12 protein-coding genes, 1 tRNA gene and 3 pseudogenes are annotated in these 26,850 nt (G+C 49.8%); 7 read left to right on the top strand and 9 right to left on the bottom strand.

Annotation, left to right across the window (positions count from 1 at the left end; translation table 11 throughout):
• Nucleotides 1–49 precede the first annotated feature (49 nt).
• From A6U95_RS03405 to A6U95_RS29520, 4 genes and pseudogenes are all read right to left on the bottom strand, one after another.
• Entirely contained in the window at nt 50–820 is a 771-nt protein-coding gene (locus tag A6U95_RS03405) for a hypothetical protein (RefSeq protein WP_065683469.1), read from the bottom strand.
• 348 nt (nt 821–1,168) lie between these two features.
• A pseudogene (locus A6U95_RS03400) lies at nt 1,169–1,959 on the bottom strand (DUF4942 domain-containing protein).
• Nucleotides 1,960–2,108: 149 nt separating this feature from the next.
• The gene (locus A6U95_RS03395; RefSeq protein ID WP_065683468.1) at nt 2,109–2,468 is read right to left on the bottom strand and encodes a type IV toxin-antitoxin system YeeU family antitoxin; all 360 of its coding nucleotides are present in this window, start codon (nt 2,466–2,468) and stop codon (nt 2,109–2,111) included.
• A 76-nt stretch (nt 2,469–2,544) separates the two neighbouring features.
• Nucleotides 2,545–2,870: pseudogene (locus tag A6U95_RS29520) on the bottom strand (TA system toxin CbtA family protein).
• A 139-nt stretch (nt 2,871–3,009) separates the two neighbouring features.
• On the opposite strand from A6U95_RS29520, the pseudogene A6U95_RS03390 reads away from it, so the two are divergent.
• The 4 genes and pseudogenes from A6U95_RS03390 to A6U95_RS03375 form a co-directional block, all read left to right on the top strand.
• A pseudogene (locus A6U95_RS03390) lies at nt 3,010–3,300 on the top strand (DNA-binding protein); the annotation flags it as partial.
• A gap of 118 nt (nt 3,301–3,418) precedes the next feature.
• Nucleotides 3,419–6,931 carry a type I restriction-modification system endonuclease gene (hsdR, locus tag A6U95_RS03385; RefSeq protein ID WP_065683467.1) on the top strand — a complete coding sequence of 1,171 codons (3,513 nt, stop codon included), beginning with the start codon at nt 3,419–3,421 and terminating at the stop codon, nt 6,929–6,931.
• Nucleotides 6,932–7,008: 77 nt separating this feature from the next.
• A complete protein-coding gene (gene hsdM, locus A6U95_RS03380) occupies nt 7,009–8,598 on the top strand; it encodes a type I restriction-modification system methyltransferase (RefSeq protein ID WP_065683466.1) in 1,590 nt (529 codons plus the stop codon).
• The gene (locus A6U95_RS03375; RefSeq protein ID WP_065683465.1) at nt 8,595–9,980 is read left to right on the top strand and encodes a restriction endonuclease subunit S; all 1,386 of its coding nucleotides are present in this window, start codon (nt 8,595–8,597) and stop codon (nt 9,978–9,980) included. The genes hsdM and A6U95_RS03375 overlap by 4 nt, the downstream gene beginning before the upstream one ends.
• Before the next feature lie 71 nt (nt 9,981–10,051).
• Here A6U95_RS03375 and A6U95_RS03370 read toward each other — a convergent pair whose 3' ends face one another.
• The 3 genes from A6U95_RS03370 to A6U95_RS30970 form a co-directional block, all read right to left on the bottom strand.
• Nucleotides 10,052–16,372: a DEAD/DEAH box helicase gene (locus A6U95_RS03370; RefSeq protein WP_065683464.1), complete on the bottom strand. Its 6,321-nt coding sequence runs from the start codon at nt 16,370–16,372 to the stop codon at nt 10,052–10,054.
• 12 nt (nt 16,373–16,384) lie between these two features.
• Complete coding sequence (locus tag A6U95_RS03365; protein ID WP_065683463.1) at nt 16,385–19,672, bottom strand: STY4851/ECs_5259 family protein; 3,288 nt, start codon at nt 19,670–19,672, stop codon at nt 16,385–16,387.
• Nucleotides 19,673–20,259: 587 nt separating this feature from the next.
• A tRNA-Sec gene (locus A6U95_RS30970) sits at nt 20,260–20,354 on the bottom strand.
• 174 nt (nt 20,355–20,528) lie between these two features.
• Between A6U95_RS30970 and A6U95_RS03360 the strand changes: the two genes are divergently transcribed.
• The 3 genes from A6U95_RS03360 to A6U95_RS03350 all read left to right on the top strand — a co-directional run bounded on the left by A6U95_RS03360 (nt 20,529) and on the right by A6U95_RS03350 (nt 22,738).
• A complete protein-coding gene (locus A6U95_RS03360; protein ID WP_021181316.1) occupies nt 20,529–21,113 on the top strand; it encodes a DJ-1/PfpI family protein in 585 nt (194 codons plus the stop codon).
• Between the two features lie 505 nt (nt 21,114–21,618).
• Complete coding sequence (locus tag A6U95_RS30515) at nt 21,619–21,783, top strand: ClbS/DfsB family four-helix bundle protein (RefSeq protein ID WP_139102313.1); 165 nt, start codon at nt 21,619–21,621, stop codon at nt 21,781–21,783.
• A 10-nt stretch (nt 21,784–21,793) separates the two neighbouring features.
• A complete protein-coding gene (locus A6U95_RS03350) occupies nt 21,794–22,738 on the top strand; it encodes an Rpn family recombination-promoting nuclease/putative transposase (RefSeq protein WP_024527301.1) in 945 nt (314 codons plus the stop codon).
• A gap of 366 nt (nt 22,739–23,104) precedes the next feature.
• Here the strand turns inward: A6U95_RS03350 and A6U95_RS03345 are convergent, their stop codons facing one another.
• Both A6U95_RS03345 and A6U95_RS03340 read right to left on the bottom strand, forming a co-directional pair.
• Nucleotides 23,105–24,457, bottom strand: coding sequence for an amino acid permease (locus tag A6U95_RS03345; protein WP_065683461.1), 1,353 nt, complete (start codon nt 24,455–24,457; stop codon nt 23,105–23,107).
• 80 nt (nt 24,458–24,537) lie between these two features.
• Nucleotides 24,538–26,781 carry an Orn/Lys/Arg decarboxylase N-terminal domain-containing protein gene (locus A6U95_RS03340; RefSeq protein ID WP_198927286.1) on the bottom strand — a complete coding sequence of 748 codons (2,244 nt, stop codon included), beginning with the start codon at nt 26,779–26,781 and terminating at the stop codon, nt 24,538–24,540.
• Nucleotides 26,782–26,850 lie beyond the last annotated feature (69 nt).

Genomic DNA, 26,850 nt, shown 5'->3' with positions numbered 1-26,850 from the left:
ATCATGAGCGAGAAAGAGCTATGACCTGAAATCCTGCTTCATTCAGAAATCAAAATCCTGGTGAATATCTTACAGGAGACATAGCGCCTTTCTTTCTGAGATCATTAGGAATCTTCTTGCCGAGATAAAGCTGAGTGATCTTAGGAGATGCCACCCTACCTCGGAATCCGAAACGGGAACGTTGAGTAGCTTCAAACTCATCGTCTGCGTCCCATGAAGGCATCTCTGGGAAATTCTCACGGGTTGACTTGAGCCACTCATCAGCAACATATACTCCCCTCACGATTCCCCTTACTGTAGCCAATATAACCTCAGCTTTACGGGCGCGTTCAACGCTGATACGCCAGCTAAAACGCACAGCATCATAGAGATCAATATCCTTTGAACTCCTGTTAACGGATATCATCAGGGACTTATGTTGGAAAACAATTGTTTCAGGCTGATACGTAGCGATTAACTCTTTGATGTGTGCAGCACCGAATTCATTACTGCCAGCACCGTTCATGATGTTAGTCAAACCGGGGTAAGCGTCTATGAGTGCTGCTTCAACCTCGTAAGCGGTCTTTTCGTCAGCCATACCGTGTCGATGGATAACATGAATAACCTCAAGACCTGCTAATCTGATCTCTCGAAGTTGCTTGAGCTTGTTACTAAGTAACTCATCATCAACTGCTGCGACCTCACCGCGCATATGAGCAAATACACGATTATCTTTCCCCTTTCCTACGTAGAACGTACTGCCGTCCCTTGGGTCAATCAGACGGTATACATACCAGCCAAGATGTTCGATTACCCCAGGTGGAAATTCATTAATGTCCATGTCATAACGCCTATCACTTAATTTATAGTGCATAAGCTATACACAGTGATGTCGATTGACAACTTATAGTACCCACTAATCTGCCCCTATGATTGATGCAGTGATGAATTAGCCATGTCCGCTTATGGTACTGAGCAAACTATCAGGCCTAATTTGCACTACAACCGTTGCCCGTGCTAAACAATCATTAGCACAGCGCTCTATCAGACTGATAGTAAACAACAAAAATTTTGAGACCATTACAGGTGAAAGCATGACGTCTTGATCGTTTCAGCTTCGGCTGAATACAGGCGTGTATGTCCTGCCATTTCTCCTTTAGTTATGCTTTCACCCGTAACGACACTCAAACTATTTTTCAGCTAGCATCCCTGGATAATGCTTCGCAATAATCCCGTTCATCCTATCAATCAACTTCGGTTTACTGAATACGATATGCGCCGGTCCTTTCATAAAGTACCGGATGCTCAGGTAGTCATCTTGATATTTCTTAGCCACCAGCCTATTGGCAAAGATATGCTCATATAGCCGGCTAGTGATATCCCCGCGGTTATCAGGTAGTGGTTTGCCATCCAACAAATGTAACACCCGCTCCAGATCCGCCAGTTGGTCACGTCGGTAACCGTGGTTCAGCGTAAATCCCCATTGGTTGTAGTTGACCAAATTGCTGACGATGATTTTCTTGCCGAAGCAACAAGGATTATTGGTTTTGTAATCCCATGAAAGCGCTTTAAAAACATTGATCACCCCACGCTCGAACACCTCCCCTTTATCATGGTGCAACTGCTCAAACGTGCTGTAGATGCTTTCTTCACTGATGGCGGGCAGGTCTTTACTCTCCAGGCTCTTGTACCACTGGTCGCGGGCTTGCGCATCCATCAGCGAAAGCATTCCAGAACGATTCATCAGGTCTTGCCAGAGCTTGCGATCTGGCGAGTGATAGCAGCAAGGCCTTTATCTTGTTCCAAAGTGAGATGGCATCCGTAACGGTGACCAGGTTGTACTACCCAATCTTCCAGCTTACCGCCACCGATACTCATTATCAGATTGCCAATCTCCTGCAGTTGAACCATCAGCGCTTCAATCTGTTTCAGAGTAACCTCACTGCCTGTGACCAAGCGTTCAATGTCGGTCGAGCAAATAGGCTAAGTGTGAGCAGTAATAACTTCAAGGGTCTCAGTAACCATATTTAATGCATGAGACATAACCGGGATCCTCAAAAACAAAATGCCCGCATCTGAGCGGGCTGGGGGAAAGGTTGGGATAGGATGTTCTGTGCCTGTCTGGGTTATCACTCTGCAAGGGGCGACAGTGCCGCTTGGTAGACCGCGATATACACATAGCCAAAACTGCCCAGCGTATCCGCTTCACAGGTAAAACCTGCATGCTGAACAGTGACACAATGTTGGCGACGTGGATCGAGCTCACCGGAGCACAGATAGTTCTCCAGTTTTTCAATCAGCACCGGAAAAGCCACATCGAGAGCCTTGAGGGCTTCGGGTGTGAACGTGCCGATCAAACCGGCGCGGTCAGCGAGAAAATGCAGGCGGCGCCCCTGTTGGACCAATCGGGCTCCCAGACGTGGCGTAATAGCACATTGCAGACCCCAGATCGGAGCCGTGGGTGGGGTGTCAGGTTCGAGATTTTTCATTGCGAGTTTTCCTTAAATAGCACAACGCCAGCAATGAGGCTGGCGCGTCGGTAGATCATTGAGGTGAGTAGGAGTATCAGGCGAGTCGGCGATTTATAGGGTTTCGCAGCCCTAGCGCACTGCGGGCGCGTAGCATATCCCCACCACTCAGCGTCGGGTCCTGAGCCAGCAGACTGAAGCCGGGGCGGTCCATGCGTACCAGGTCGAATTTCTCCACCAGCTCGTTGATGGTTTCCCGTACTGTCATTCCGTATTCAATCTGTTGGGTGATAGCTTGCGGATCGTGGTACGGCGTATCGTTGAGTTCTAGTGGTTCAGCAACCAGGTAAGCAGTTGCTGGTATTCTTCTAACGCCTTATTAGCGTTAGGTGTAGTGCAGGGTATTTTGTCGATGGCCTTCATTGAACGAATTACCGTAATAAAGTGGTGAGACCGGTAGCTTGCAGTGGTGGCTCTGGCGCAGTGCGCCACCTCAAGACCAACATCAAATTGGCTTCCGGTTATCGTAGGCCATTGATAAAATGACCGACGGGTAACCAGCATAGTCGAAGGTATTGATTACCAGATCGAAAAATATAGCTTCGCGGAAGTTAATGAAATGCCAAGAATTACTCAGCAGTGGGCTGAAGTCATCGAAGAATGTCGTCTGATAAAAGCCGGAGGTGCCGAGCGTCTGCGTATCGCGTTGCTGAATGTGGATTACGCCACAAATTTTGAACTGCCTTTTCGTTTGCTGTTGGTGCGAGCTTCGCAACTGATTACCGATCTGCGTGATGAATTGCCATTCAGTCAAGAAAGCGCAGTGTTTAACGGCAGGCGATTTGTTTGCGTTTAAGAATTAGCCAGTTGCTGTGACGTTGGTCATTGCCCGGGAAGATGCGGAAAGCTAAGATAAAATGTTACGGGCGTAAATGTACGGATAGGCCTGCACAGCGATGGATCAATACTTAATGATGACTAAATCCAATTTTGAGTTCCTGAAGGGCGTCAACGACTTCACCTATGCCATCGCCTGTGCGGCGGAAAATAACTACCCGGATGATCCCAACACCACGCTGGTTAAAATGCGTATGTTTGGCGAATCGACGGCTAAACATCTTGGCTTGCTGCTAGATATCCCCCTCTGTGAGAATCAACACGATCTTCTGCGTGAACTGGGCAAAATTGCCTTCGTTGATGACAACATCCTTTCTGTATTCCACAAATTGCGCCGAATTGGGAACCAGGCGGTACACGAGTACCATAACGATCTTGACGACGCCCAGATGTGCCTGCGGCTCGGTTTCCGTTTGGGGATATGGTACTACCGTCTGGTGACCAAAGATTACGACTTCCCGGTTCCGGTTTTTGTTTTACCTGAACCCGGCGAGGATCGCTATCACACCGAAGTCCTGTCGCTCAAACAGCAACTGGAACAAAAGACGCAAGAGAAAGCCCACAGCCAAGCCGAACTGGAAGCACAGCAGCAGAGGTTAGTCGCACTCAACGGCTACATTGCTATTCTCGAAGGTAAGCAGCAGGAAACCGACGCGCAAACTAAAGCTCGCGTTGCCGCGCTGGAGGCCCAGCTCGCGGCAAAAGACGCCGAGCTAGCGAAACAGACCGAACAGGAACGTAAGGCATACCATAAAGAGATCACCGATCAGGCCATCAAGCGTGCGATCAACCTTAGCGAAGAAGAGAGCCGCTTCCTGATTGACGCGCAGTTGCGTAAAGCGGGCTGGCAGGCGGACAGTAAAGCGCTGCGCTTCGCCAAAGGTGCACGCCCGGAGCCGGGTGTTAATAAAGCAATTGCTGAGTGGCCAACCGGCAAAGATGAAACCGGTAAGCAGGGCTTTGCGGATTACGTTCTGTTCGTCGGCCTCAAGCCCATCGCGGTGGTTGAAGCGAAACGTAAAAATATCGACGTTCCCGGCAAACTCAATGAGTCGTATCGCTACAGTAAATACTTCGATAACGTGTTCTTACGCGACACACTGCTGGAGCACTACGCCCCAGACGAAGTACACGAAGCTGCACCGGTGTATGAAATCAGCTGGCAGGACACCAGCGGCAAACAGCGCTTTAAAATCCCCTTCTGCTACTCCACCAACGGGCGTGAATACCGTGCGGCGATGAAGACGAAAAGCGGCATCTGGTATCGAGACGTCCGCCACGCAAGTAACATGTCGAAAGCGCTGCCGGAATGGCATCGCCCGGAAGAGCTGCTGGAGATGCTAGGCAGCGACCCGCAGAAACAAAATCAGTGGTTTGCCGATAACCCCGGGATGAGCGAGCTGGGCCTGCGCTATTATCAGGAAGATGCCGTTCGCGCGGTGGAAAAGGCTATCGTCAATGGCCAGCAAGAGATCCTGCTGGCTATGGCCACCGGTACGGGTAAAACCCGCACCGCAATTGGCCTGATGTTCCGCCTGATCCAGTCCCAGCGTTTCAAACGCATCCTGTTCCTGGTTGACCGTCGCTCGCTCGGCGAGCAGGCGCTGGGGGCGTTTGAAGATACGCGTATTAACGGGGACACCTTCAACAGCATTTTTGACATCAAAGGGCTGACAGATAAATTCCCGGAAGATAGCACTAAAATTCACGTCGCCACGGTTCAGTCGCTGGTCAAACGCACTTTGCAATCGGATGAACCGATGCCAGTTGCCCGTTACGACTGTATCGTCGTCGACGAAGCGCACCGCGGCTATATTCTCGATAAAGAGCAGACCGAGGGCGAATTGCAATTCCGCAGCCAACTTGATTACGTCTCTGCTTACCGCCGTATTCTTGACCACTTCGATGCGGTAAAAATTGCCCTGACCGCTACGCCAGCGCTGCATACGGTGGGGATTTTCGGTGAACCGGTTTACCGCTACACCTACCGTACTGCGGTAATCGACGGTTATCTGAACGACCAGGATCCGCCGATTCAGATCACCACCCGCAACGCGCAAGATGGCGTTTATCTCTCCAAAGGCGAGCAGGTTGAGCGCATCAGCCCGCAAGGTGAAGTGATTAACGATACTCTGGAAGACGATCAGGATTTTGAGGTAGCCGACTTTAACCGTGGCCTGGTGATACCGGCGTTTAACCGCGCCGTCTGTAACGAACTCACCAACTACCTTAACCCCACCGGACAGCAAAAAACGCTGGTGTTCTGCGTCACCAATGCCCATGCCGATATGGTGGTGGAAGAACTGCGTACCGCGTTTAAGAAAAAGTATCCGCAACTGGAGCACGACGCGATCATCAAGATCACCGGTGATGCCGATAAAGACGCGCGGAAAGTGCAAACCATGATCACCCGCTTTAACAAAGAGCGGCTGCCCAATATCGTGGTTACCGTCGACCTGCTGACCACCGGCGTTGATATTCCGTCGATCTGTAACATTGTCTTCCTGCGCAAGGTACGCAGCCGCATTCTGTACGAGCAGATGAAAGGCCGTGCTACGCGTCTATGTCCGGCGGTGGCGAAAACCAGCTTTAAGATTTTCGACTGCGTCGATATCTACAGCACGCTGGAGAGTGTCGATACCATGCGTCCGGTGGTGGTGCGCCCGAAAGTGGAACTGCAAACGCTGGTGAATGAAATCACCGACTCTGAAACCTATAAAATCACCGAAGCGGACGGCCGCAGTTTTGCCGAGCACAGCCATGAACAACTGGTGGCGAAGCTCCAGCGCATTATCGGCCTGGCAACGTTTAACCGTGACCGCAGCGAAACGATAGATAAACAGGTGCGTCGTCTGGATGAGCTATGCCAGGACGCGGCGGGCGTTAACTTTAGCAGCTTCGCCTCACGCCTACGGGAAAAAGGGCCGCACTGGAGTGCTGAAGTCTTTAACAAACTGCCTGGCTTTATTGCCCGTCTGGAAAAGCTGAAGATAGACATCAACAATCTGAACGATGCGCCGATCTTCCTCGATATCGACGATGAGGTAGTGTGTGTTAAATCGCTGTACGGTGATTACGATACGCCGCAGGATTTCCTCGAAGCCTTTGATTCGCTGGTGCAACGTTCCCCCAACGCACAGCCTGCATTGCAGGCTGTGATCAATCGCCCTCACGATCTCACCCGCAAAGGGCTGGTCGAGTTACAGGAGTGGTTTGATCGCCAGCATTTTGAAGAGTCTTCCCTGCGCAAAGCGTGGAAAGAGACGCGCAATGAAGATATCGCCGCCCGTCTGATTGGACATATTCGCCGTGCGGCGGTAGGTGATGCGCTGAAGCCGTTTGAGCAACGCGTCGATCACGCGCTGGAGCGTATTAATAACGAAAACGACTGGAACAGCGAACAGCTTAGCTGGCTCGACCGTTTAGCCACCGCGCTGAAAGAGAAAGTGGTGCTTGACGACGATGTGTTCAAAACCGGCAACTTCCACCGTCGCGGCGGGAAGGCGATGCTGCAAAGGACCTTTGACGATAATCTCGATACCCTGCTCGATAAATTCAGCGATTACATATGGGATGAACTGGCCTGACAAGGTATCATCCCCGACAATTCCTTCTTCTGTGGCCCCGATAAATGGGGGCCGCTGCTTAATTCACGGAACCCACAATGAACAATAACGATCTGGTCGCCAAGCTGTGGAAGCTGTGCGACAACCTGCGCGATGGCGGTGTCTCCTATCAAAACTACGTGAATGAACTCGCCTCGCTGCTGTTTTTGAAAATGTGCAAAGAGACTGGCCAGGAAGCGGAATACCTGCCAGAGGGTTACCGCTGGGATGACCTGAAATCCCGCATCGGCCAGGAGCAGTTGCAATTCTACCGTAACCTGCTGGTGCATCTGGGCGCAGACGAGAAAAAGCTGGTGCAGGCGGTATTCCAGAACGTCAACACCACCATCACTCAGCCAAAGCAGTTGACCGAGTTGGTGAGCAATATGGATTCACTGGACTGGTACAACGGCAGCCACGGTAAATCCCGCGACGACTTCGGTGATATGTACGAAGGACTGCTGCAGAAAAACGCTAACGAAACAAAATCCGGCGCGGGCCAGTACTTCACCCCGCGTCCGCTGATCAAAACCATTATCCATCTGTTGAAGCCGCAGCCGCGCGAAGTGGTACAGGACCCAGCAGCGGGTACAGCGGGCTTTTTGATTGAAGCCGACCGCTACGTTAAATCGCAGACCAACGATCTCGATGACCTTGATGGCGACACCCAGGATTTCCAGATCCATCGTGCATTCATCGGTCTAGAACTGGTTCCCGGCACCCGCCGTCTGGCGCTGATGAACTGCCTGCTGCACGATATTGAAGGTAACCTCGACCACGGTGGTGCGATCCGTCTGGGTAACACCCTGGGTAGCGACGGCGAAAACCTGCCGCAGGCGCATATTGTCGCCACCAACCCACCGTTTGGCAGCGCCGCGGGCACCAACATTACCCGCACCTTCGTGCACCCGACCAGTAACAAACAGCTGTGCTTTATGCAGCATATTATCGAAACCCTGCACCCCGGCGGCCGCGCGGCGGTGGTGGTGCCGGATAACGTGCTGTTTGATGGAGGCAAAGGCACCGACATTCGTCGTGACCTGATGGATAAGTGTCATCTGCACACCATCCTGCGTCTGCCGACCGGTATTTTTTATGCCCAGGGAGTGAAGACCAACGTGCTGTTCTTTACCAAAGGCACAGTGGCGAATCCCAATAAGGATAAGAACTGCACCGACGATGTGTGGGTGTACGACCTGCGTACCAATATGCCGAGCTTTGGCAAGCGCACGCCGTTTACCGAACAGCACTTGCAGCCGTTTGAAACAGTCTATGGCGAGGATCCACACGGCTTAAGCCCGCGCACCGAAGGCGAGTGGAGCTTTAACGCCGAAGAGAGCGAAGTTGCCGACAGCGAAGAGAACCAAAACACCGATCAACACCTTGCCACCAGCCGCTGGCGCAAATTTAGTCGCGAGTGGATCCGTACCGCCAAATCCGATTCGCTGGATATCTCCTGGCTGAAAGATAAAGACAGCATCGACGCCGACAGCCTGCCTGAACCGGACGTACTGGCAGCAGAAGCAATGGGCGAGCTGGTGCAGGCGTTGGGCGAGCTGGATGCACTGATGCGTGAACTGGGGGCGGGCGATGAGGCGGATGCGCAGCGCCAGTTGCTGAATGCTGAATTTGGTGAGGTGAAGGAATGAGTGCGGGGAAATTGCCGGAGGGGTGGGTAAACACTACTATCGGCGTAATATGTGAAGTAAAAGGCGGAAAAAGGCTTCCAAAAGGGAAAGCTTTACTTAATTCAAAGACAGAATATCCATATATCAGAGTTACTGACTTCGAAAATGGAAGTGTAAACCTATCCAATATTAAGTATTTAGATTCAGAAACTTTTTCTGCTATCAGCAATTATACCATAAGTAAAAATGACCTATATATTAGCATTGCTGGCACAATTGGACTCGTCGGCGAGATCCCTTCACAACTTGATAATGCTAACCTAACAGAAAACGCAGCAAAGCTATCCTCAATTTTAGGTACTGACAAAAAATATTTAAAATTTGTTTTGTCGTCTAATAAAACAATAGAACAATTTAATGACAAAACGACATCAAGCGGCCAACCAAAGCTTGCTTTATTTAGAATTAGAGACTGCGATTTTCCTTGTGCTCCTATTAATGAACAAAAAATCATCGCTGAAAAACTCGACACTCTGCTGGCGCAGGTAGGCAGCACCAAAGCACGCCTTGAGAAAATTCCACAAATCCTGAAACGTTTTCGTCAGGCGGTATTGGCTGCAGCAGTGAGTGGGAAACTGACAAGATCATTTAGAAATAGCCATAGCCTCATTGACTGGCATAATACAAATCTGGGTGCTTTAATCGTCGACTCCTGTAATGGGTTAGCTAAGAGGCAAGGTTTGGATGGTAATGAAATTACGATCTTGAGATTGGCCGATTTTAAGGATGCTCAGCGAATAAAAGGTAATGAAAGAAAAATAAAATTAGACTCCAAGGAAGAAAGTAAATATTCATTAGACGATAATGATATTTTGGTTATAAGAGTGAATGGAAGTGCAGATCTAGCGGGCAGATTTATTGAATATAAATCAATCGGCGATATTGAAGGGTTCTGCGATCATTTTATACGGTTACGCCTAGATTCGAATAAAATTATATCTAGATTTTTAACCTATATCGCAAATGAAGGCGAGGGTAGATTTTATCTACGCAATAGTTTGTCAACCAGTGCAGGACAAAATACTATTAACCAAACATCAATCAAAGGACTTAGTTTTTTACTTCCTCCGCTCCCAGAACAAGCCGAAATCGTCCGTCGCGTCGAACAGCTCTTCGCCTACGCCGACACCATTGAAAAGCAGGTTAACAACGCCTTAGCCCGCGTCAACAACCTGACTCAGTCAATCCTGGCAAAGGCATTCCGTGGTGAACTCACCGCCCAGTGGCGTGCTGAAAATCCGGATCTCATCAGCGGTGAAAACAGCGCGACTGCCTTGTTAGAAAAAATCAAGGCCGAACGCGCCGCCAGTGGCAGTAAAAAAAACGCACGTAAAAAAGCGTAATGGTTATTTTTGCACGTCGTTGATCCGTGCATTTTTAACGCTCCCAATATACTGTTGGGAGCGCTAATCGATTAAGATTTCATCACCTCTACCAGTACATCCGTTGCCCAGCTTTCCTCACTATTAAGCACCTTCCCCTCCTGGCAGGCTTGCGCCATTTTGCCGAGCTGAAAGGTCACGTCATCAGAAAAGTCAAAATTACGCCATACATAAGGGAAGCCGATACGCCAGTATCCCATTCCTTGATCGAAGCGGATCTTCAACGTCTGACCATCCTCAAAGGTTACAGTCAGCTTACGATGATGCGGAATATTACGTGAAGAGTCGAACACCGTCAGTTCTATTGCTCTTCCCATCGCTGCCGCAAGCCACTGGTCGGCGAAATCCTGAAAATCCGCTTCGCTCATCCAGTCATGGGATGGTCGGTTACCGAGGCGAGCTTTGGGCTTAAACAGCGTATCAAGCGTCAGTTCTGCGTCATCAGTCAGTAATGGCTTAAGCGGTTTCAGTAATGTTCCTAGCAGCGCCAACGCCACCGGATTTTGCAGATAACGATCGGTATAGTGAACGCGGGTTACTCGTTTGTTTTTCATCAGAGACTGCGCTTCTTCATGGCCGTTAAACAGCATGTCCCAGAAGCGTTGTCCGAACTGCGAAAGCGGGCCATTCAATTGTTTGTGAATCTGAATGTCTTTTACCCGCTCAACATAGTTCGCGGCTTTGCCTGGTAGAACAAACTCGTTCAGCGCTACCGGTTGATAACCGAAGCTGCGAACCACCAGCTCGTCATTCAGATGCCAGCCCGGCCCCGGAATCGTTGCTTGCTGGCTGCGTGAAGCCAGCGTCATCACGCGATCGGCAAAGTCGATTTGTGCAACAATCGGCAAATTCAGTTCTTGTTCGGTATGACACAACCGCACACCCAGAGCAGTAAACTGCGAAAGTTCATGCAACAGTTCCGGGTCATCCACGCCAGCAGGGATGACAAGGTCGACAGCGACGTTGTCTTTTACCCGGTAGCTCTGAATGGCCGCCCGGAACTGGCGGGCATAGAGATCCCACTCATTGAGCGAACCGTTCATCCACAGCGTGAGTTTTTCAGCCCCTTCGTTAATCGCACGACGAATGGTATCGCCAATGGCTCCCGGGCAGTAACGGGCATCCGGTAGCGAGAATGTCTCCTCAGCCGGTAAACCAATGTAGTACGTGAAGTCATCCCCAAGCCAGGCCAGCGCCGCTTTATGATCCAGTAAATCGTGATCGTGGCGTGTCTGGGAGTCGAGCAGGCATTCACTGCATGAGGTATCGCAATGGCGGCAGCCCAATTGTTTGACCATTCCTTGCAACATAGCCTCGATGTGCAACGGCGCACTGGAGGCAAAACCTGCACCACCGCTGATCATATCGTAAAGCTGAACGGCTAATACCGATTGCCCGTCTTCCCGTCTGACCGGACGCACGGCGTAACCCAGTTCTGCGGCGGAGATACCCAGAACACCTGCCAGCGCCTGACGTAGTGCAACCGCCAGGGTCATGGCGACAATTCGCCCCTCTTCCGTGTTATCCGGGAGATACTCACCGTTTTGCGGCCTGCGCAGAACCATTTCAAAGACGTCCGTTCGCGCCAATGCTCCCATCGTAACGTTCTTCATAAGCGCCGTCGAACCGGGGCAAATCAGACGGTGGTTCTGGCTATCGCGATCCGCTTTTCCCGGACGCGGTGGGTAGTGAGCTTCCATACTTTTCGGTGCATCGTTCGCATTCAGCATCGACTCTGCACGGCCACAGCTCAGGCACAATGCGTAACCATGCCCGCCTTCCCCAAGACTTTGCTGGAATACATGCCCATCAGCCCCTGATACCATATACCCCATTATCGGATTAGGCAGCGGCACGGGCTCTGCTTTAACAAATACCCAGGCAGGGACAACAGGGATGAATTTCATACTTTCAATATTGTTCGTCACTGGCGCATGCGCATCGGTCACAAACCCGGCAGGTTGTAGCACCTGACGGCGATTATCCATGATGATTTTTTCGCCACAGGCGCTATTGGTACAATAGAGTGTCCCGGAACTGCTCATCCCCTCTTCATAGCCGATGGTCCCGCATTTGTGACAGCGCCAAGCACAATCCAGACGCTGGGCTTCATTGGTGTCGGCATTAATATTGTGCCAATGCAGTGAGACACCGGCAGAGCGGAAGACCCGGCCATCAAGAATAATCTCTGCACCCGGCGCATATTCACGGATGGCGACACCCAGGTTACGGGAGGGCAGCCCTTTATAGCGTGACACGTTATCTTCGCGATCTTTTTTATCTCGGCTTTTCCACGATTTTTCACGGATATAGTCTTCCATAGTGAAGTTATCAAAAGTCACCACATCTGTCGGGAAGCCGTATCCTGGCAGGAAAGTTCTGGCCGCAAGATCGCGTAGCAAATACTCGCCGCAGTGCCGTTTTTTCTCAAGTTCTATGCGCTTGCGATAAGGCGTTTGCGGCTGTGACTCGCACTCCTGAGCTACAAGATCACGATAGACGGAAAGCCATCGCCGTTGCAGGAAATCGATCGCGCTGAATGTTTTATCCCGCAGCAGGTCGGGTCGGGCACCATGTAACGCAGTGCCTTTGACCAGTTGCTCCAGCGCAGGGTCGATATCAAGCTCTGGACGTTCAAGCCAGACTTTAAAGCGTTCACATTTTGAATGTCCGTCGTCTTCACCGAAAAACCAGATGCTGTCGAGACTGGTTTTCTCTTTATCCGTTTCGCCAATGACGTTACATAAAAAGTCAGACAGCAATAACGCGTTGATATGGCGTTGCACCAACCGGGCAGAATTCATCGCAACCATCGGTGCCGGGATCATGGTCTCAAACGGCCAGAGTGGGTTGGCAAAAACCTGCTGGTCGTGCGGGTTCCCTTTACATAGCGTGTAGGAGATCGCGCGCGATTCTTGGCTACGTCCAGCTCGCCCGGCACGCTGTAAATAGTTGGCCGGGTGTGGTGGTACGTTGTTCATCACCACTGCGGTAATGCCACCAATATCGACCCCCATTTCCATGGTGGTGGAACAGTTGAGAACATTAAGCTGCCCGTTCTTGAACATCTTTTCGTAGCTTTGTAGACGTTCTGACGATTGCTGGGCAGAGTGCTCGGCAGTGCGGTAATAAAAGCCGCCTTCCACTACACGATCGTTTATATCCGTCCAGACGTTTTCCGAACGTAATTGCATGATCAGCGGTTCCTTGCTTACCCAGTCACGCACTTTCGCCAGACCTGGGGCGTAGTCTTCCTGCGAACGATCCAGCCTCCAGATTTCCGGCATGGTTACTTTCTGCGCGATAAAAGCGTCATATTGCGCCTGGGTGAGATGTTCAAACGAAATGTGGGTTGGCAGATAAGGGGTTAAGCCTTTAAAGGCCGTATCCAGAATTTTATTGGTGACCGGACAAATCCAGGCATCCGTGATTAAAGAAAATGTCAGGTGTTCTTTCGGTAAATAAAAACGGTTGCCATCAGACTTCAGTACTGCCAGTGGCCCTGTAAGTTGATTCCATGCTTCTTTAAGCCACGTATTGATAATATCAATAGTCGCAGTATTTGCTGTTTTGAAGCCAGCCCCCAACATGAGCAACTTCGCTAAACGATGGGATAGGTTGCCGTTACGAATTTGTGGCCAGCGTTTGTTCTGATTATCTACAGGATCTTTCGATTCCGGGTTACGAACGAATTTCGATGAAAAACGGCTACCAATCCAGTTTTTCAACTCGTCGTCCAGTTGTGTGAAGTTGTTTTCACGAACGTACAGATCCAGCGTAACCTTGAGAAAATCGTGCCAATCATCCAGCGTCAGCCCTTTTTCCTGCCAGTGCACCGGGATCTTATGTATCTTCTCCAACCCTTGGTAACCAACCTGAACTAATCCTTGCGTTTCCAAACTGTTAGTCCGTTTGGGGCGGCGCATGAATTCCCGGAAAAGCAACATGTCAGAAAGCTTCAGCGGCCCGCCGTTTTCATTGAAAACTTCAGGCTTCAGATAATGGTTATATTGCAGAATGGGGCCGCGAATATCGGCTTTATCTTTAAGCTCATTGACCATTTCCGCCCAGGTTCGAGAAACCAGAATAGTCGCAACTTTACCACCGGTTGCGGCCTGAATGGCCTGTTCAAGTTGTTCAGCTTGCGTTTCTGCCAATTTCGCTTGTTCCGGCATTCCCCAGCTTCGATATTCCTCAGCCTGCTCGCGGTACTGTTTTGCCCTGGCCGCTAACTTTTCCAGATCTGCATTGGCATTCGGTGTTGTGGAAGTCTGTGTTCGTTGATGCCAGCTCAGGATTTCTACCACGCTACCGCGTAAACGACTGCGCTCTGCTTCTTGCTGCATGCGCACCGCCATTCTTGCTGTTCCCTGTCGACTATCGGTAAAGGTGATGAGTCGACGACCTCGCCCTGGTAACGAATCAGGACCAACGCCCTCTTTTCCTTCTCCACTGACAAAGTCCTGACAATACTCCAGAACGGTTGGCACAATGTTGGTGACATAAAATGGCCCGCCCAATAACGCGCGGCGGAACGGTTGTTTCCCGCTCATGCCTCTGTAACCACAACCACTGGCGCTACAAACCTGTTCAATATCGTTAATAACCAGCGGGATGCTGTCATTGTTAATAACCCCAATGCGACGCGTCTGGCGATCCATTCGCTGTAGGGTATAACCCACCACGCTGGTATTTTCTGCGGCAATAATAAGCGGAGACCGGAAAGTACTCTCTTTCTCAACTTTTTCGTCTGTGGCGTCATGTTCAACAGGCACATCATCCTGCAAAGAGAATTCATCGCCGCCTTTATTTTCCCATTGGACAAGTTTGCCTTTTTTGTCCCGTGCCAGAAGATGTGGCTCGTTACATTCATTACAGAAAGCCAGTTCGTAAACCGGGCTTCCACAGTCGCAATTTTGTCTTTGGTTCACATACACGTAGCCAAAAGGCCAACCTTTTTCCAGCGGTGTACTATGTTTTAGCCTGCACTCTTTATCGACACAGGCCCATACTCCCTGGGTATTGCGCTGGAAGATATGCGCCCTGACCTTAAGAAATGCCGGATCCTTTGCATTTGGTTGAGTACCAGAGCAAATGTCGATCCATCGCAACACATCCTGCTGGCTATAATGCTTTTTTGTCAGCGAGTTCAACCGCTGCGTCATCTCATCCAGCTTCATTGGATTTGGTTGGCTGACCAGCATCTCACGTAAATAACGCGCTTCAGGTGAATGTGTCAGTGAACAAAAACGTTCCGGACTTACGCCTTTAATTTCTGTATCGGTGATTTGCTCAATTTCTTCCAGCGGGTGATAAACATGTTTGCACGGTTCCAGTTCCGGGATCACCCGGCTTCCGTCCAGCACGTCAATACGCTCCTGCGGTATGCCGGATAAGTCAGAGAGGAATTTTTTCAGTTGCTTTTCGGCGTCGCTTCCGGCAATGGTCGCAGAGGTTGCCACAAAGCGCACATCATCTGGCGTCACGCCAAAGGCCGTCATCACGCGACGTAACTGGAGTGCCAATTCAGCGGCCTGCGAGCCGACATAGGTATGCGCTTCATCCAATACGATCCAACGTAGTGATTTTTGTGCTTTGGATTGCTGGATAATCGGGGCGTCGATCTGGCGGACCATCATATATTCCAGCATCGTGCCATTGGTCACCAGAATAGGGGCAGGCACCTCGCGCATCTTTTCGCGTGACAGGACTTCATTCGGCCTTTTAGCCTGCTCGCTCTTTACAGAAGCGTGTAGATTTTCGGTGTTGCCGTTATAGAGGCAGTATCGAATCCCGCTACCAAAGCCATGTGTCCAGGCATCCAGACGCTCACGCTGTGAATTAATCAGGGCGTTAAGCGGGTAGAGAAAAAGAGCCCTGACACCGACCAGCGGATTGTTGCCGTTTTCATGCAACTCCCGGTAGAGATCTTCCAGCACAGGAACCATAAAACATTCTGTTTTGCCTGAACCCGTACCACTGGTTACCACCACCGAATGTTTCTGTTCCAGCAAAGCCTTCCAACTGGCTAACTGGTGAGTAAAGGGTTTCCAGTCAGCACCAAAACGATAGCGTCCATTGTTCTGATCGTCCAATGAATCAACCACTGCTTTACTCAGCAATGCTTTGCCTTCCGTCAGGCTACGCATCGTGTGGTTTGACTCTTTCCAACCAAACATTTGCTGAAATACTGGGGAAGCAAGGAATGAGCCGGATTGCCCACAATCGGCGCCCATTTGCTGCGCGAGATGCTCACGCAACTGTGGGTTGGTGACCCCCATGATACTCAGCGTTGCTTCAGTTGAACGAGACAACGATTGTTCAATCAGTGACGAAAAATAGCCTGTAGTCATCCTTATTCCTTTTTATTTTTCAGAAACATAACGCAGAAGGCTGCACTGGAAAATGGCCTTAAACCAGCGTGAGTCGAAATCCCTGACCTGCCTTAGGAAAAACACGGCACCAGGTTTATGATCAAATACCGTCTCAAAAGAGGTTTTACCGCTTGCAACAGCCGCCGCAAAGACGGGTAACCAAGCTACGGAACAGTGATAATTCGCTTCAGGATAAATGTCGATCACCGGATCTTTTTGTGACATCATCCAGCTATGCAGACGATTGCAGCCGTACTCTGGCCAGTGATCCTCACTATGCTCACGTCTAAGCTCCAGATACCACTCGTGAACTAAGAACTCTGGAATAGGTGGGGGTAATTGTCTGTCGCTTAACCATTTCTCAATTTCGTCGGCATACGTTGGGAATACGATCCCCAACCGCTGATACATACTCTTCACTAGTGCAGTTTGGGTTTCTTCCGGCGCACCTTTTTGACTCAAAAACAATTGAAAACGCTCGGCTGCGGCTTTGATTTCAAAGATGGGAAAGAACTCCCATAAAATGGGAAACTCATTCTCTATGCGGTTCAGATAATCGGCTAACATTTCAAATTTGAAGAGCGACATCGCCAGCGCCGGCGGGTGCTTTACCAGTGCACGCCATACTTCAAAAGTTGCCAGCGGTAGATAGCCAAATTGCTCGTACAGGCTACGCATAAACTGCCAGCCTGAATGAGCCGGATCGTTAGCCATCTGATCGAGCACTAGCGTGATGGTATTCACTTCCGCCTGAGGATTAAAAAGTTGGGTGGCTTTCTGCAATGAACGGATGCTACTTCCCTCTGCAGGTAACGAAGGCTCACCACGAATAAAGCAAGGACGGAACGACATTTCCTCACCCATTTTAGGAACAACTAACCATGGCCCATTTTTGTTTACGATAGTACTCAACTCATATTCACCGACGGACACACCTTCGCTCATTCTTGATGATAAAGGGGTAGCTTTCCTCTCCGGCTCGCTCAATAGCATGATGACAGGAGAAGGTATTTGCCTGGCACGATAATTAGCTGACTGGCTGATGAGAAGTTCTCTTTCGTAATCATAACGCAAACTGTATTTGTAGCGGCGGATCTGCCAGCTTATCGCAGCGCCAGCACCTTTGATCCGCATCTCTACAACCTGGTCAATTCCCGTCTCAAGAGACAGCAAATTTTCGACATGCTCTCTCAGGCTATATAAATTAAGTTCGACCGGATGTTCTCCCGCCGTATAACGCCATTCATGCCATGCCTGTAGCCCACTTATAGAGCGCAAATGCAATTCCAGTGAAAAGCGTGTCGGTTCACCATTTTTACCAAACAAATAGGCTCTGGAGCCAAGTAAATCATGCAGAGTGATATTTTTATCCAAAGGATTCCCATCTGCATCAAAGACCAGGCAGCCTTTCGCCGGGAAAGGTAGAATCATCTCTATAGGGTCTGCTCCTAAATTTGGATAAATTTGCAGAGAGACAAACGCAGGAGGCATTCCTTCTGCTTTGAGTAATATTTCGGTACGTCCCGCCGTGCGTTTACGCGCAACCTCCAGTGTTTTATTTTTTAAGACGGACATACAGGGATGTTGTGTTGAGATAACAATAGAGCCTTCATTGGCTTCCTCTCTCCCATTTATTTCAACAGTAAAATCTGCTGGCAATATCCCAATTTTTCGACGTAGTAGTGTTTCATTGTTAGTATTTCTGACAGAAACATATTGCGTTCCCATCATCTCTTGTACCTGACATTCATCTAACGATATGCCATTCAGGTAACGTTTGAGCTGTATATCTTCAATATCCAGGTTTTTCGCCGTAACTTTAGGTACGCCAAGGAATGTTTCATCAGGATGGCAATTCCAGGTCACCCGTTTACCATAAAAATCAAATCCCCCTAGATTAGATTGCTCTCTGCCGGTACGTATCCGGTATATTTCATCTCCGGAAATAGTGACTTCCTGACACCCTTTTACGATGAGTGTTTTTAACCCTAATATTGGCACTGTACTCAGGGAAGCTTCGTATCCCGAAAGAGTGGTCTTTTCTCGAGGTAAAACAATAAGGACATCGCTGTTACGTACACTACAAGAAGCTTGCCCTTGCAATAACCAGCGGCCCTCATCAGCAACAAAAGTAAGTGGTACCTCGCCAATAGGGATTTCGCTATCATCCAGTTTTATTGCACCAACAATCATCCCACCAGCCCGCGCAACCAACGATAAACTCGCAGATGGTTCATGTCTGGCAAATATCGATTGACTTTTGCGTAGGCGAACTATGGCATGAGCATTTTCTAGGGTGGCATAGACAGGGCCAAGGCTGGCAACTTCGTCACCATCTTCATAAATAGCAAGTTCGAATCGAGTTGTTGAGGGTTCGCTGATGATCGGGAAAGAGAGTTTATCAGGCAGCGAAACTATCGCTCGTATTTGATCCGGATGGTTTTCCGACCAATAGAATTGACAACCGGTACCCTTATTTTTTTGTAAGCGGGATTTAGTTTCTACAGAAGCTGTGCATAATAACCCATTGAGAAAGTGGGTGCCTGTTTCATCATCCAGTGGCATGGGGAACTCATCCCGCCATTTAGGATGAACATTATCAAGCTGCTTCACTGGTTCGGTATGATTACTCAGATTGTACAACAGAACCAACGAGCTAAGCTTTTCCGCTATATGGCTGATGAGTTCAACAGAAGTGTCTTCACTAAAAACAGTTGGCAATGCTGACTTTTCTACGACGGTTCTTACCAGCGAAAGTACGGAAAACCCTGCCAGTTGTGCCTGCTCATATTGATTGAGGATCCGGGAGAATACAGCCTGAAAATGACTATCCGATTCCTTCAGTAAGCGAAATGGTAACCCTCCTTCACTGAACAATGTTCCGAGAAAATTACGTCGCTCCGATTCATAAAATCGAATTGGGCGGATCCAGTAGCCTTCCATCCCTTTAGGGATAACATTCCTTAACTCAGCAGCTGTTAATGATACCCCCAATGTTTTATAAATAGGGTCCCATGTCCACCCACAATGGTGTTCATAATCTCTGCGATACCATTCAGAGCAAAAAAGGACAAAACAGGCAGCATAACCTTTATCATCAACATTACTCTGCGATTGGGCAATCGCACGAAGCAGCTGAGTTAGATTATTGTATTCATCGTTGGTCGCATGATATTCATATAGAGGTCGACCATCCGGTTGCCTCAATCCTCTACGATTAAGAAAATTACTTAGCCAGGAAGTACATTTTAACCAAGAAGTGCATTCTGATTGACTCAAAGCAAACTCCTTACAGACAAGCGAAACAAAACCCCAAGATTATCCATGAAAAAACAGATCAGGATACGCCCATGCCAGTTGGACCGCAATCACTAATTTTTAGGTAAAAATTGCAAATAATTTCTATTTAAATAATATAAAATATTAATTGATCGCATGCTATTCATCGCTGTGATTTATAGCTATCTATCGAAAGAAAATTTCACTTAAGTAACAAAGGCTATTAAATCAGAATGTACGGAGAAATCCGCTAACAGGTGCTCAAGTCTAGCGAGTTTTTACCATTGTATCCTGTGCAATCAATATAGTTCCATGCGAGCCATAAAAAAAGACATCCAGCCATCTTTGTGGCTAGATGTCTTTTTGCGTATTATTACTTAGAATGAGGGGGCTATGACCAAATGGAGTTATTTCAAGGCGTGTAGTTTCGCAAAATCGAATGAACTTACCGGCCTCTCTCTGTTTTCATCCAAGACCACTGCAGCATCAGCCATCGTTCATCCAGATAGTTCGCGCGATTGTAGGCACTACGGATGCTGCTATTATAAGGGATTTATTGACTTTAGTGGAGTTCAGAATACATCGAATGGCGGAAGATCACAGGAGTCGAACCTGCCCAGGACCGCTGGCGGCCCCAACTGGATTTGAAGTCCAGCCGCCCCACCGGGGACGAGGATCTTCCTCTGGATACAGGAAGCAAGTCGCAGATTATAGCGCGAATCCCCCTAGCTGCTAAGAGGGAATTCAAGTTTCCGCGATCCCCTTCTTACACTTGCTCTCCCGCACAAAACTCCCGCCTTTTATCTGCTACCCTAGCCGAGCCCGGGTTATTAACCCGTACATTGCTGGAGATGCTATGACCAAGAAAGTTGCCGTCCTGCTGAGCGAAGGATTTGAAGAGGCCGAGGCGGTTATCGTGATCGACGTGTTACGTCGTATGGAGATAGAGGTAGAGCTGCTGTCCTGCCAGGATAGGCTGGAGCTGCGCAGCTATCACCAGATACGTATGTTTGCCGATGCTCTGTTGGAACGCCGCATGGACCAACTGTACGATGCCGTGGTGATCCCCGGTGGGCCGCAGGCTACCGCCGCAATGGCGGAAAACGAGCTGGTCGTGGAGTTTATCCGCCGCCACGATCGTGCTGCCAAGCTGATCTGCCCGCTGTGTTCTGCCGCCGCTCGCGTGCTGGCTGCCAACAAACTGCTGCAAGGCCGCCGTTATGTCTGTTCTGGCGATCTGCATCAGGAGATCGAAGATGGTACCTACGTGGCTGAAAGGGTTGTGGAAGATGGCAATCTGATCAGTGGCCAAGGGTTGGGGGCCGCGTTTGATTTTGCCTTCACCGTGGCCTACCGCCTGACCGGCGATCGCACTACCACGCAAGAGCAAGCCGTACATATCTATCACGAAAACTGGCAAGCCCCACAGGCAGTGCATTAATCGCTACTGCTGCTAACTAGGCGCGGCACAGTTTGCGTTTTCCGGTTGTTGACCGGGAACGAAAATTGTTACCGCGCTTTCTGTTTTTTACGGCTATTCCTCGCTATCTAGATACAACGTTTTGATCCCGCTTTTACTGCGTTTAGCGACAACCAACGCATAACATTTACCTGTAACTGTTTTGCCAGATTAGGGCGAAGCCGTGGTCAGTAATACCACGGTCATCAGTACGCTGGTAAAAATCCTCCCTAACCGGCCCATCATTTTTAACCACGAAAAAGAAATGTGAGAATTGGCTGCATCTTTGGCAGAAACTATTCAGATTGATGACAACATGGCTATGTTCCTGAATTTTTTCGTGCAAATATATTTGACCGCAGGTGTGTATTTGGTTGAAGGAAACGTGACGTCGCCAATACCTCTTCCCCTGTAATAGTCGGTAGTCCATAATTACACCATGCAATGCCTTCACGGGATCTATGCTAAAAAAGAGAGGGAATTCTTTATGAGAATGCCACAAGCAAAATCTGAATTAATTTTATATCTTAATAAAAACTTCGGTGAATTAATAAATGACCTGAATACAAGTTCGCCAGAGCTTGCCTCAGATAAATCAATGGAGAGACATGCGAAAAATAATAACGTCAGCTTAAAATCAGTATCGGAGTGAAATAATTATGATGAAAAAGAAAAACAACACGCCAACACCCCACGATGCCACATTCAGACAGTTCCTGACCCAGCCAGAGGTTGCCCGTGATTTCATGGAACTACACCTCCCGGCAGAGCTGCGTGCCATCTGCGACCTTAATACCCTGAAACTGGAATCAGGCTCCTTTGTGGAAGATAACCTCCGCCAGTACTTCAGCGACGTGCTCTACAGCCTGAAAACCACTGCTGGGGATGACGGTTATGTCCACGTGCTCATCGAACACCAGTCCACCCCGGATCAACACATGGCTTTCAGGCTCATCAGGTACGCTGTAGCGGCCATGCAGCGCCATCTGGAGGCGGGCCACAAAAAGCTGCCTCTGGTAATACCGATGCTATTCTATACCGGTAAGCGCAGCCCATACCCCTATTCCACCCGGTGGCTGGATGAGTTTGCTAACCCAGAGCTGGCCGGTAAACTTTACAGCGCTGCTTTTCCGCTTGTCGATGTCACCGTCATCCCTGATGATGAAATCGCAGGCCATCGCAGCATGGCGGCTCTGACACTACTGCAGAAGCACATTCATCATCGGGATCTGGCAGAACTGGTGGATAGGCTCGCTCCCATCTTACTAGCCGGATATCTCTCTTCATCACAGGTAGTATCGCTGGTACACTATATTGTACAGGCGGGCGAAACGTCAGACGCCGAAGCCTTTGTACGCCAACTGGCACAGCGAGTGCCGCAACATGGGGACACACTGATGACCATCGCACAACAGCTTGAACAGAAGGGCATTGAGAAGGGTATCGAGAAGGGCATTCAGCTTGGTCGGCAGGAAGGGCATTCAGAAGGCGAGCGCGATGCTACGCTGAAAATTGCCCGCACCATGCTGCAGAACGGTCTCGATCGCAACACCGTCATGAAAATGACCGGTCTGACCGAAGACGAGCTGGCACAGATCCGCCACTAATCTTATTAGAACAATGCTCTAGCCTTATTGTCGGACCTTGCCAATATCTGAATAGTCGCAAAGGGACTATTTTTAGTGGGACTATTACCTGATGATATAGCAAGGTTTGGCAAATAACGGCGAAATGTAGAATTGCCGCGTAGCCTCACCGCTAGGATATTACGCAAAATTGAAAGTAACGCGTTTAATTAAAATGAACAACTAATAATGACAGGGTCTTATATCCCCCCGAAAAGGGGCGATTCGCTGTATTTTATTTGTCACCTTTATAAAAAGCCACCCCCCAAGGAGAAGGCTTTGAGATAAAAGAGCCATTCACTGTTGCAGTAACGCCTTCATTGTTACCGCGCTTTCTGTTTTTTACTGCTACTCCTCGCTATCCAGGTACAACGTTTTGATCCCGCTTTTACTGCGTTTTGCCGCAACCAGTGCATATAACGGGATGGTGAGCATCATCATCAATACCCCCCAGAACATGGCATTGCCTCCCGATCCGAACAGGGCAAACAGACTGTAGAGAATGCCAATCACCACCAACGTGCAGTAGAAAATGAAGCCCCCGCCCTTATTCAAGGATTTGGCCACCATGATGATCGGTAGCGCGACCAGCGCATAGATATAGGGCAGTAAAGAGGCGAACACCGACATCAGCACAATCACCTGAAACTGTTTTGCCAGATTAGGCGAAGCCGTGGTCAGTAATACCACGGTCATCAGTACGCCAGTGAAAATCAGCCCCTTCATCGGTACATCGTTTTTGTTCACCACGGCAAAGAATTTCGGGAATAGCCCCTGCTTCGCACCAGCTTTTGGGGCTTCAGACTGCAAGATCAGCCAGCCAGAGATCGAGCCGAAACAGGCGATAATGCTCAGTGCGGAAACCACTTCCCCGGCGAATTCACCAAACATATAACGAGCGGCGTCGGCAAAGGGGGCGGCGGAATTCACCAATTCACTATGCGGTACCAATCCCATAATCACCGAACAGCTGGTGACATAACACACGGCGGCAATCAGCAACCCCAATACCGTCGCCTTGGGCACGGTGGATTCGGGGTTTTCCACCTGTCCGCTGGACACCACTGCGGATTCCACACCCAGGAAGCCCCACAAAGCCAAAGATGCGGCGGAGAGGATTGCCGAAGCGTCGCTACCCTTGGTGCCATTATAAACTTCGGTGAACAACGCGGGTTTGAACCAGAACCAGCCAATAAAACCGATGCCCAATACCACCACCAGCATGCAGCAGGCGGTGAATGATTGGGAGCGCCCGGCCACCCTTGCCCCCAAAGAAGCCAGTGCGATAAACCCCCAGAGGATAACAATGGCGGTGATAGAACTGACAAGCGGATCTTTGAGAATGGGGAAGAAATAACTCAGGTAACCCACACCCGCCACCAGCAGCGCCACGTTACCCACCCAGGCGCTGATCCAGTAACAGATGGTGGTCTGAAAGCCAATAAATGGCCCAAACGCGTCGCTGGCATAGGCAATAATGCCGCCATCACGCGGTGTCACCATGCTGTTCTTGGCAAACACCAGCGCCAAGGCAATCACGCCGACAATGGTAATCACCCAGCCAAATAAAGAGATAGACCCGATGCCCGCCAGATTGGTTGGCAGCATAAAGACCCCGGATCCCATCATGTTAGAGGCGGTCACCAACGTTAGGGCGACCAACCCCATTTTTTTTACGGAGGCAGTATTAACAGAAGCCATGATATTTCCCATCATTATTGCGTTGATACACATCTTGAAGAGGGTGCGGATCGCACCCATGGGGATAATGCGCAGGCCGATTAACGCATGGTGGAAACAGGAACCTTGTCGGCAGCGCTGGCAGGCGTTTCTTTTATGCACCGCACCCAATAAGTGCCGTTCTCATCCACTTCCACCCCCTGCAGTTCATGTTCAAAGCCGGGGAAGCGCTGGCCGAAGGTCTGCAAGGCCACCAGGTAATCGACGATGGCCCGTGATTCTGACGTCACCTTTTCACCCGGCATGATGAGCGGAATACCCGGTGGGTAAGGGGTTATCATCACGCCCAGCGTGCGGTTGTTTATGTCGGCAGCCTTGACCTGCTCGGTTTGGTCGGAGATCAGGCATTGATAGGCCTGGGAGGGGGTAAGAACGGGGATGGCCTCTGCAGAACAGGCAAGCTCCAAAAGCTCGGCAATTTTCAGCTCGATATTGGCCTGATGGATCGACCGGCATAAATCACCGATGCCCATGTTGCGATAGGCGGGGGAGCTGGCCGCAACCTGCGGAAGCACCGAGGCCAGCGGGGTATTCTCGTCATAGTGATGTTTAAATATCATCAGCATGTCGATCAGGGTATTCCATTTGCCCTGGGTAGAACCCAATGCAAATAACACCAGAATGGTGTAGTCGCCGTTGCGGGCCGGGATAATACGCTGGGTATCCAGGAATTTTGCCACTACCGGCGCGGGGATGCCGAAAACATTCATCTTTCCTTGCGCGTTCAACCCAGGGCAGGTAATGGTGACCTTGATGGGATCCAACATCGCATAACCTTCCGGCAAATCGCCGAAGCCGTGCCATGCCTCTCCCGCTCGCAGCTGCCAGCAGGTGGGATCGTTGGCTAGCACCTCGTCGGCAACCTGGGTGAAGGGAACCTTTTTGCCCTCCTGCAGCAACGTGCTCGGCTGCCAGACATCGAAGAACCATCCCTTGTCACTTTTTTCCGCTTTGAGCTTGTCTGCGACGGTCACCAGCGTCTTGCGGAAGCTGATAGCATCGTGAATAGCTTCATCGACCAATGTCTTACCGGCTTGCCCCTCCATCATGGCGGTCGCCACATCCATCGAGGCAATAATCGGATAGAACGGTGACGTGGTGCCGTGCATCATAAAAGCCTGGTTGAAAATGTCGTAATCCACCGGCGCACGCTTGGAATTGCGGATATGTATCATCGAGGCTGAAGAAAAGGCCGCCAGCATCTTGTGTGTCGATTGCACGGCATACAGCGTTGGGCCGTTGTCTTTATCTTCGGGGACATCCATGGCGAACCTCCCCTGATAGAGGGGGTGGAATTTCGCATAGGCATACCAGGCTTCATCAAATTTGATCCGGGGTACCGACTTGGCCAGTTTTTGGGTGACGGCGGTGACGTCATAAATCAGACCGTCGTAAGTGCAGTTAGTGATGATGGCATAGGCGGGGCAGCGGTCTTCTGCCTGATAAGCCAGCACGCTGTCATCAATTTTTTGCTGGATCGCTCTGGCTTCAAATTGATCGGGAGAGATCAAGCCAATAATGCCGAGCCCATTACGCGCAGGCTGGAAATAGACGGGTTTAGCCTGGGTGATGGTCAGCTCATGGTTAACGGACTTGTGGCAATTGCGGTCAACCAGGATGATTTTATCTTTTAAATCAATTGAGTGACCCACTATCTGGTTAGACTGGGATGAGCCCCCTGTCACATAGAAAGTTTTGTCCGCGCCAAACAGTTTGGCGGCTCGCGTTTCCGATTCGCCCGGCGCTCCCTTATGCTCAAGCCAGTCCCCCATTTCCGGCGTAGAGATGCCGATGTCTGCCCGCATCAGGTTTTCGCCAAAGTAATTGATAAACTCACGGCCTACCGGGTGCTTAAGGTAGGCAACGCCCCCTTGATGCCCCGGGCAATCCCAATAGTAAGGGCTGTCTAACGCGTAACTTTTTAGCGCGGCGAAGTAAGGCGGCAACAGGTTCTCAACATACTGGCGTATAGCCAGATGAATGCGGCCAGCAATAAACTTGGGCGTATCTTCGCTGATGTTGATGTACTCATGGATCTCTTGAATCACCTCCGTCGATAAACGCCCTAACAAAGGCACACTTGACGAAAAGAAGATGGGCACCCGGCTGTTTTTAGCGCGGATCACGCGAATTATCTCCTTGATAATGGGAGACCCCTCACCCAGGTTAGCCCCATCACACTCATTAATAATGATACAACCGATACCCGCTTCTTTTCTGGCCATCGCCAGGGCCGTTTCATTGGTTTCCGCGTGGATAAAATGGTAGTTATTTAATGCCAGCACCTCCTTTATCGCATGATAGCTATCATCGACCTGTATTTTATTATCGCGTACAGAAACAATTAATATTGG

It is taken from the genome of Serratia sp. 14-2641, from assembly GCF_001692375.1.
Taxonomy (GTDB): domain Bacteria; phylum Pseudomonadota; class Gammaproteobacteria; order Enterobacterales; family Enterobacteriaceae; genus Chania; species Chania fonticola_C.
Note: the sequence above shows the minus strand (reverse complement) of the source record. Positions and strands in the feature narration are given on the sequence as shown.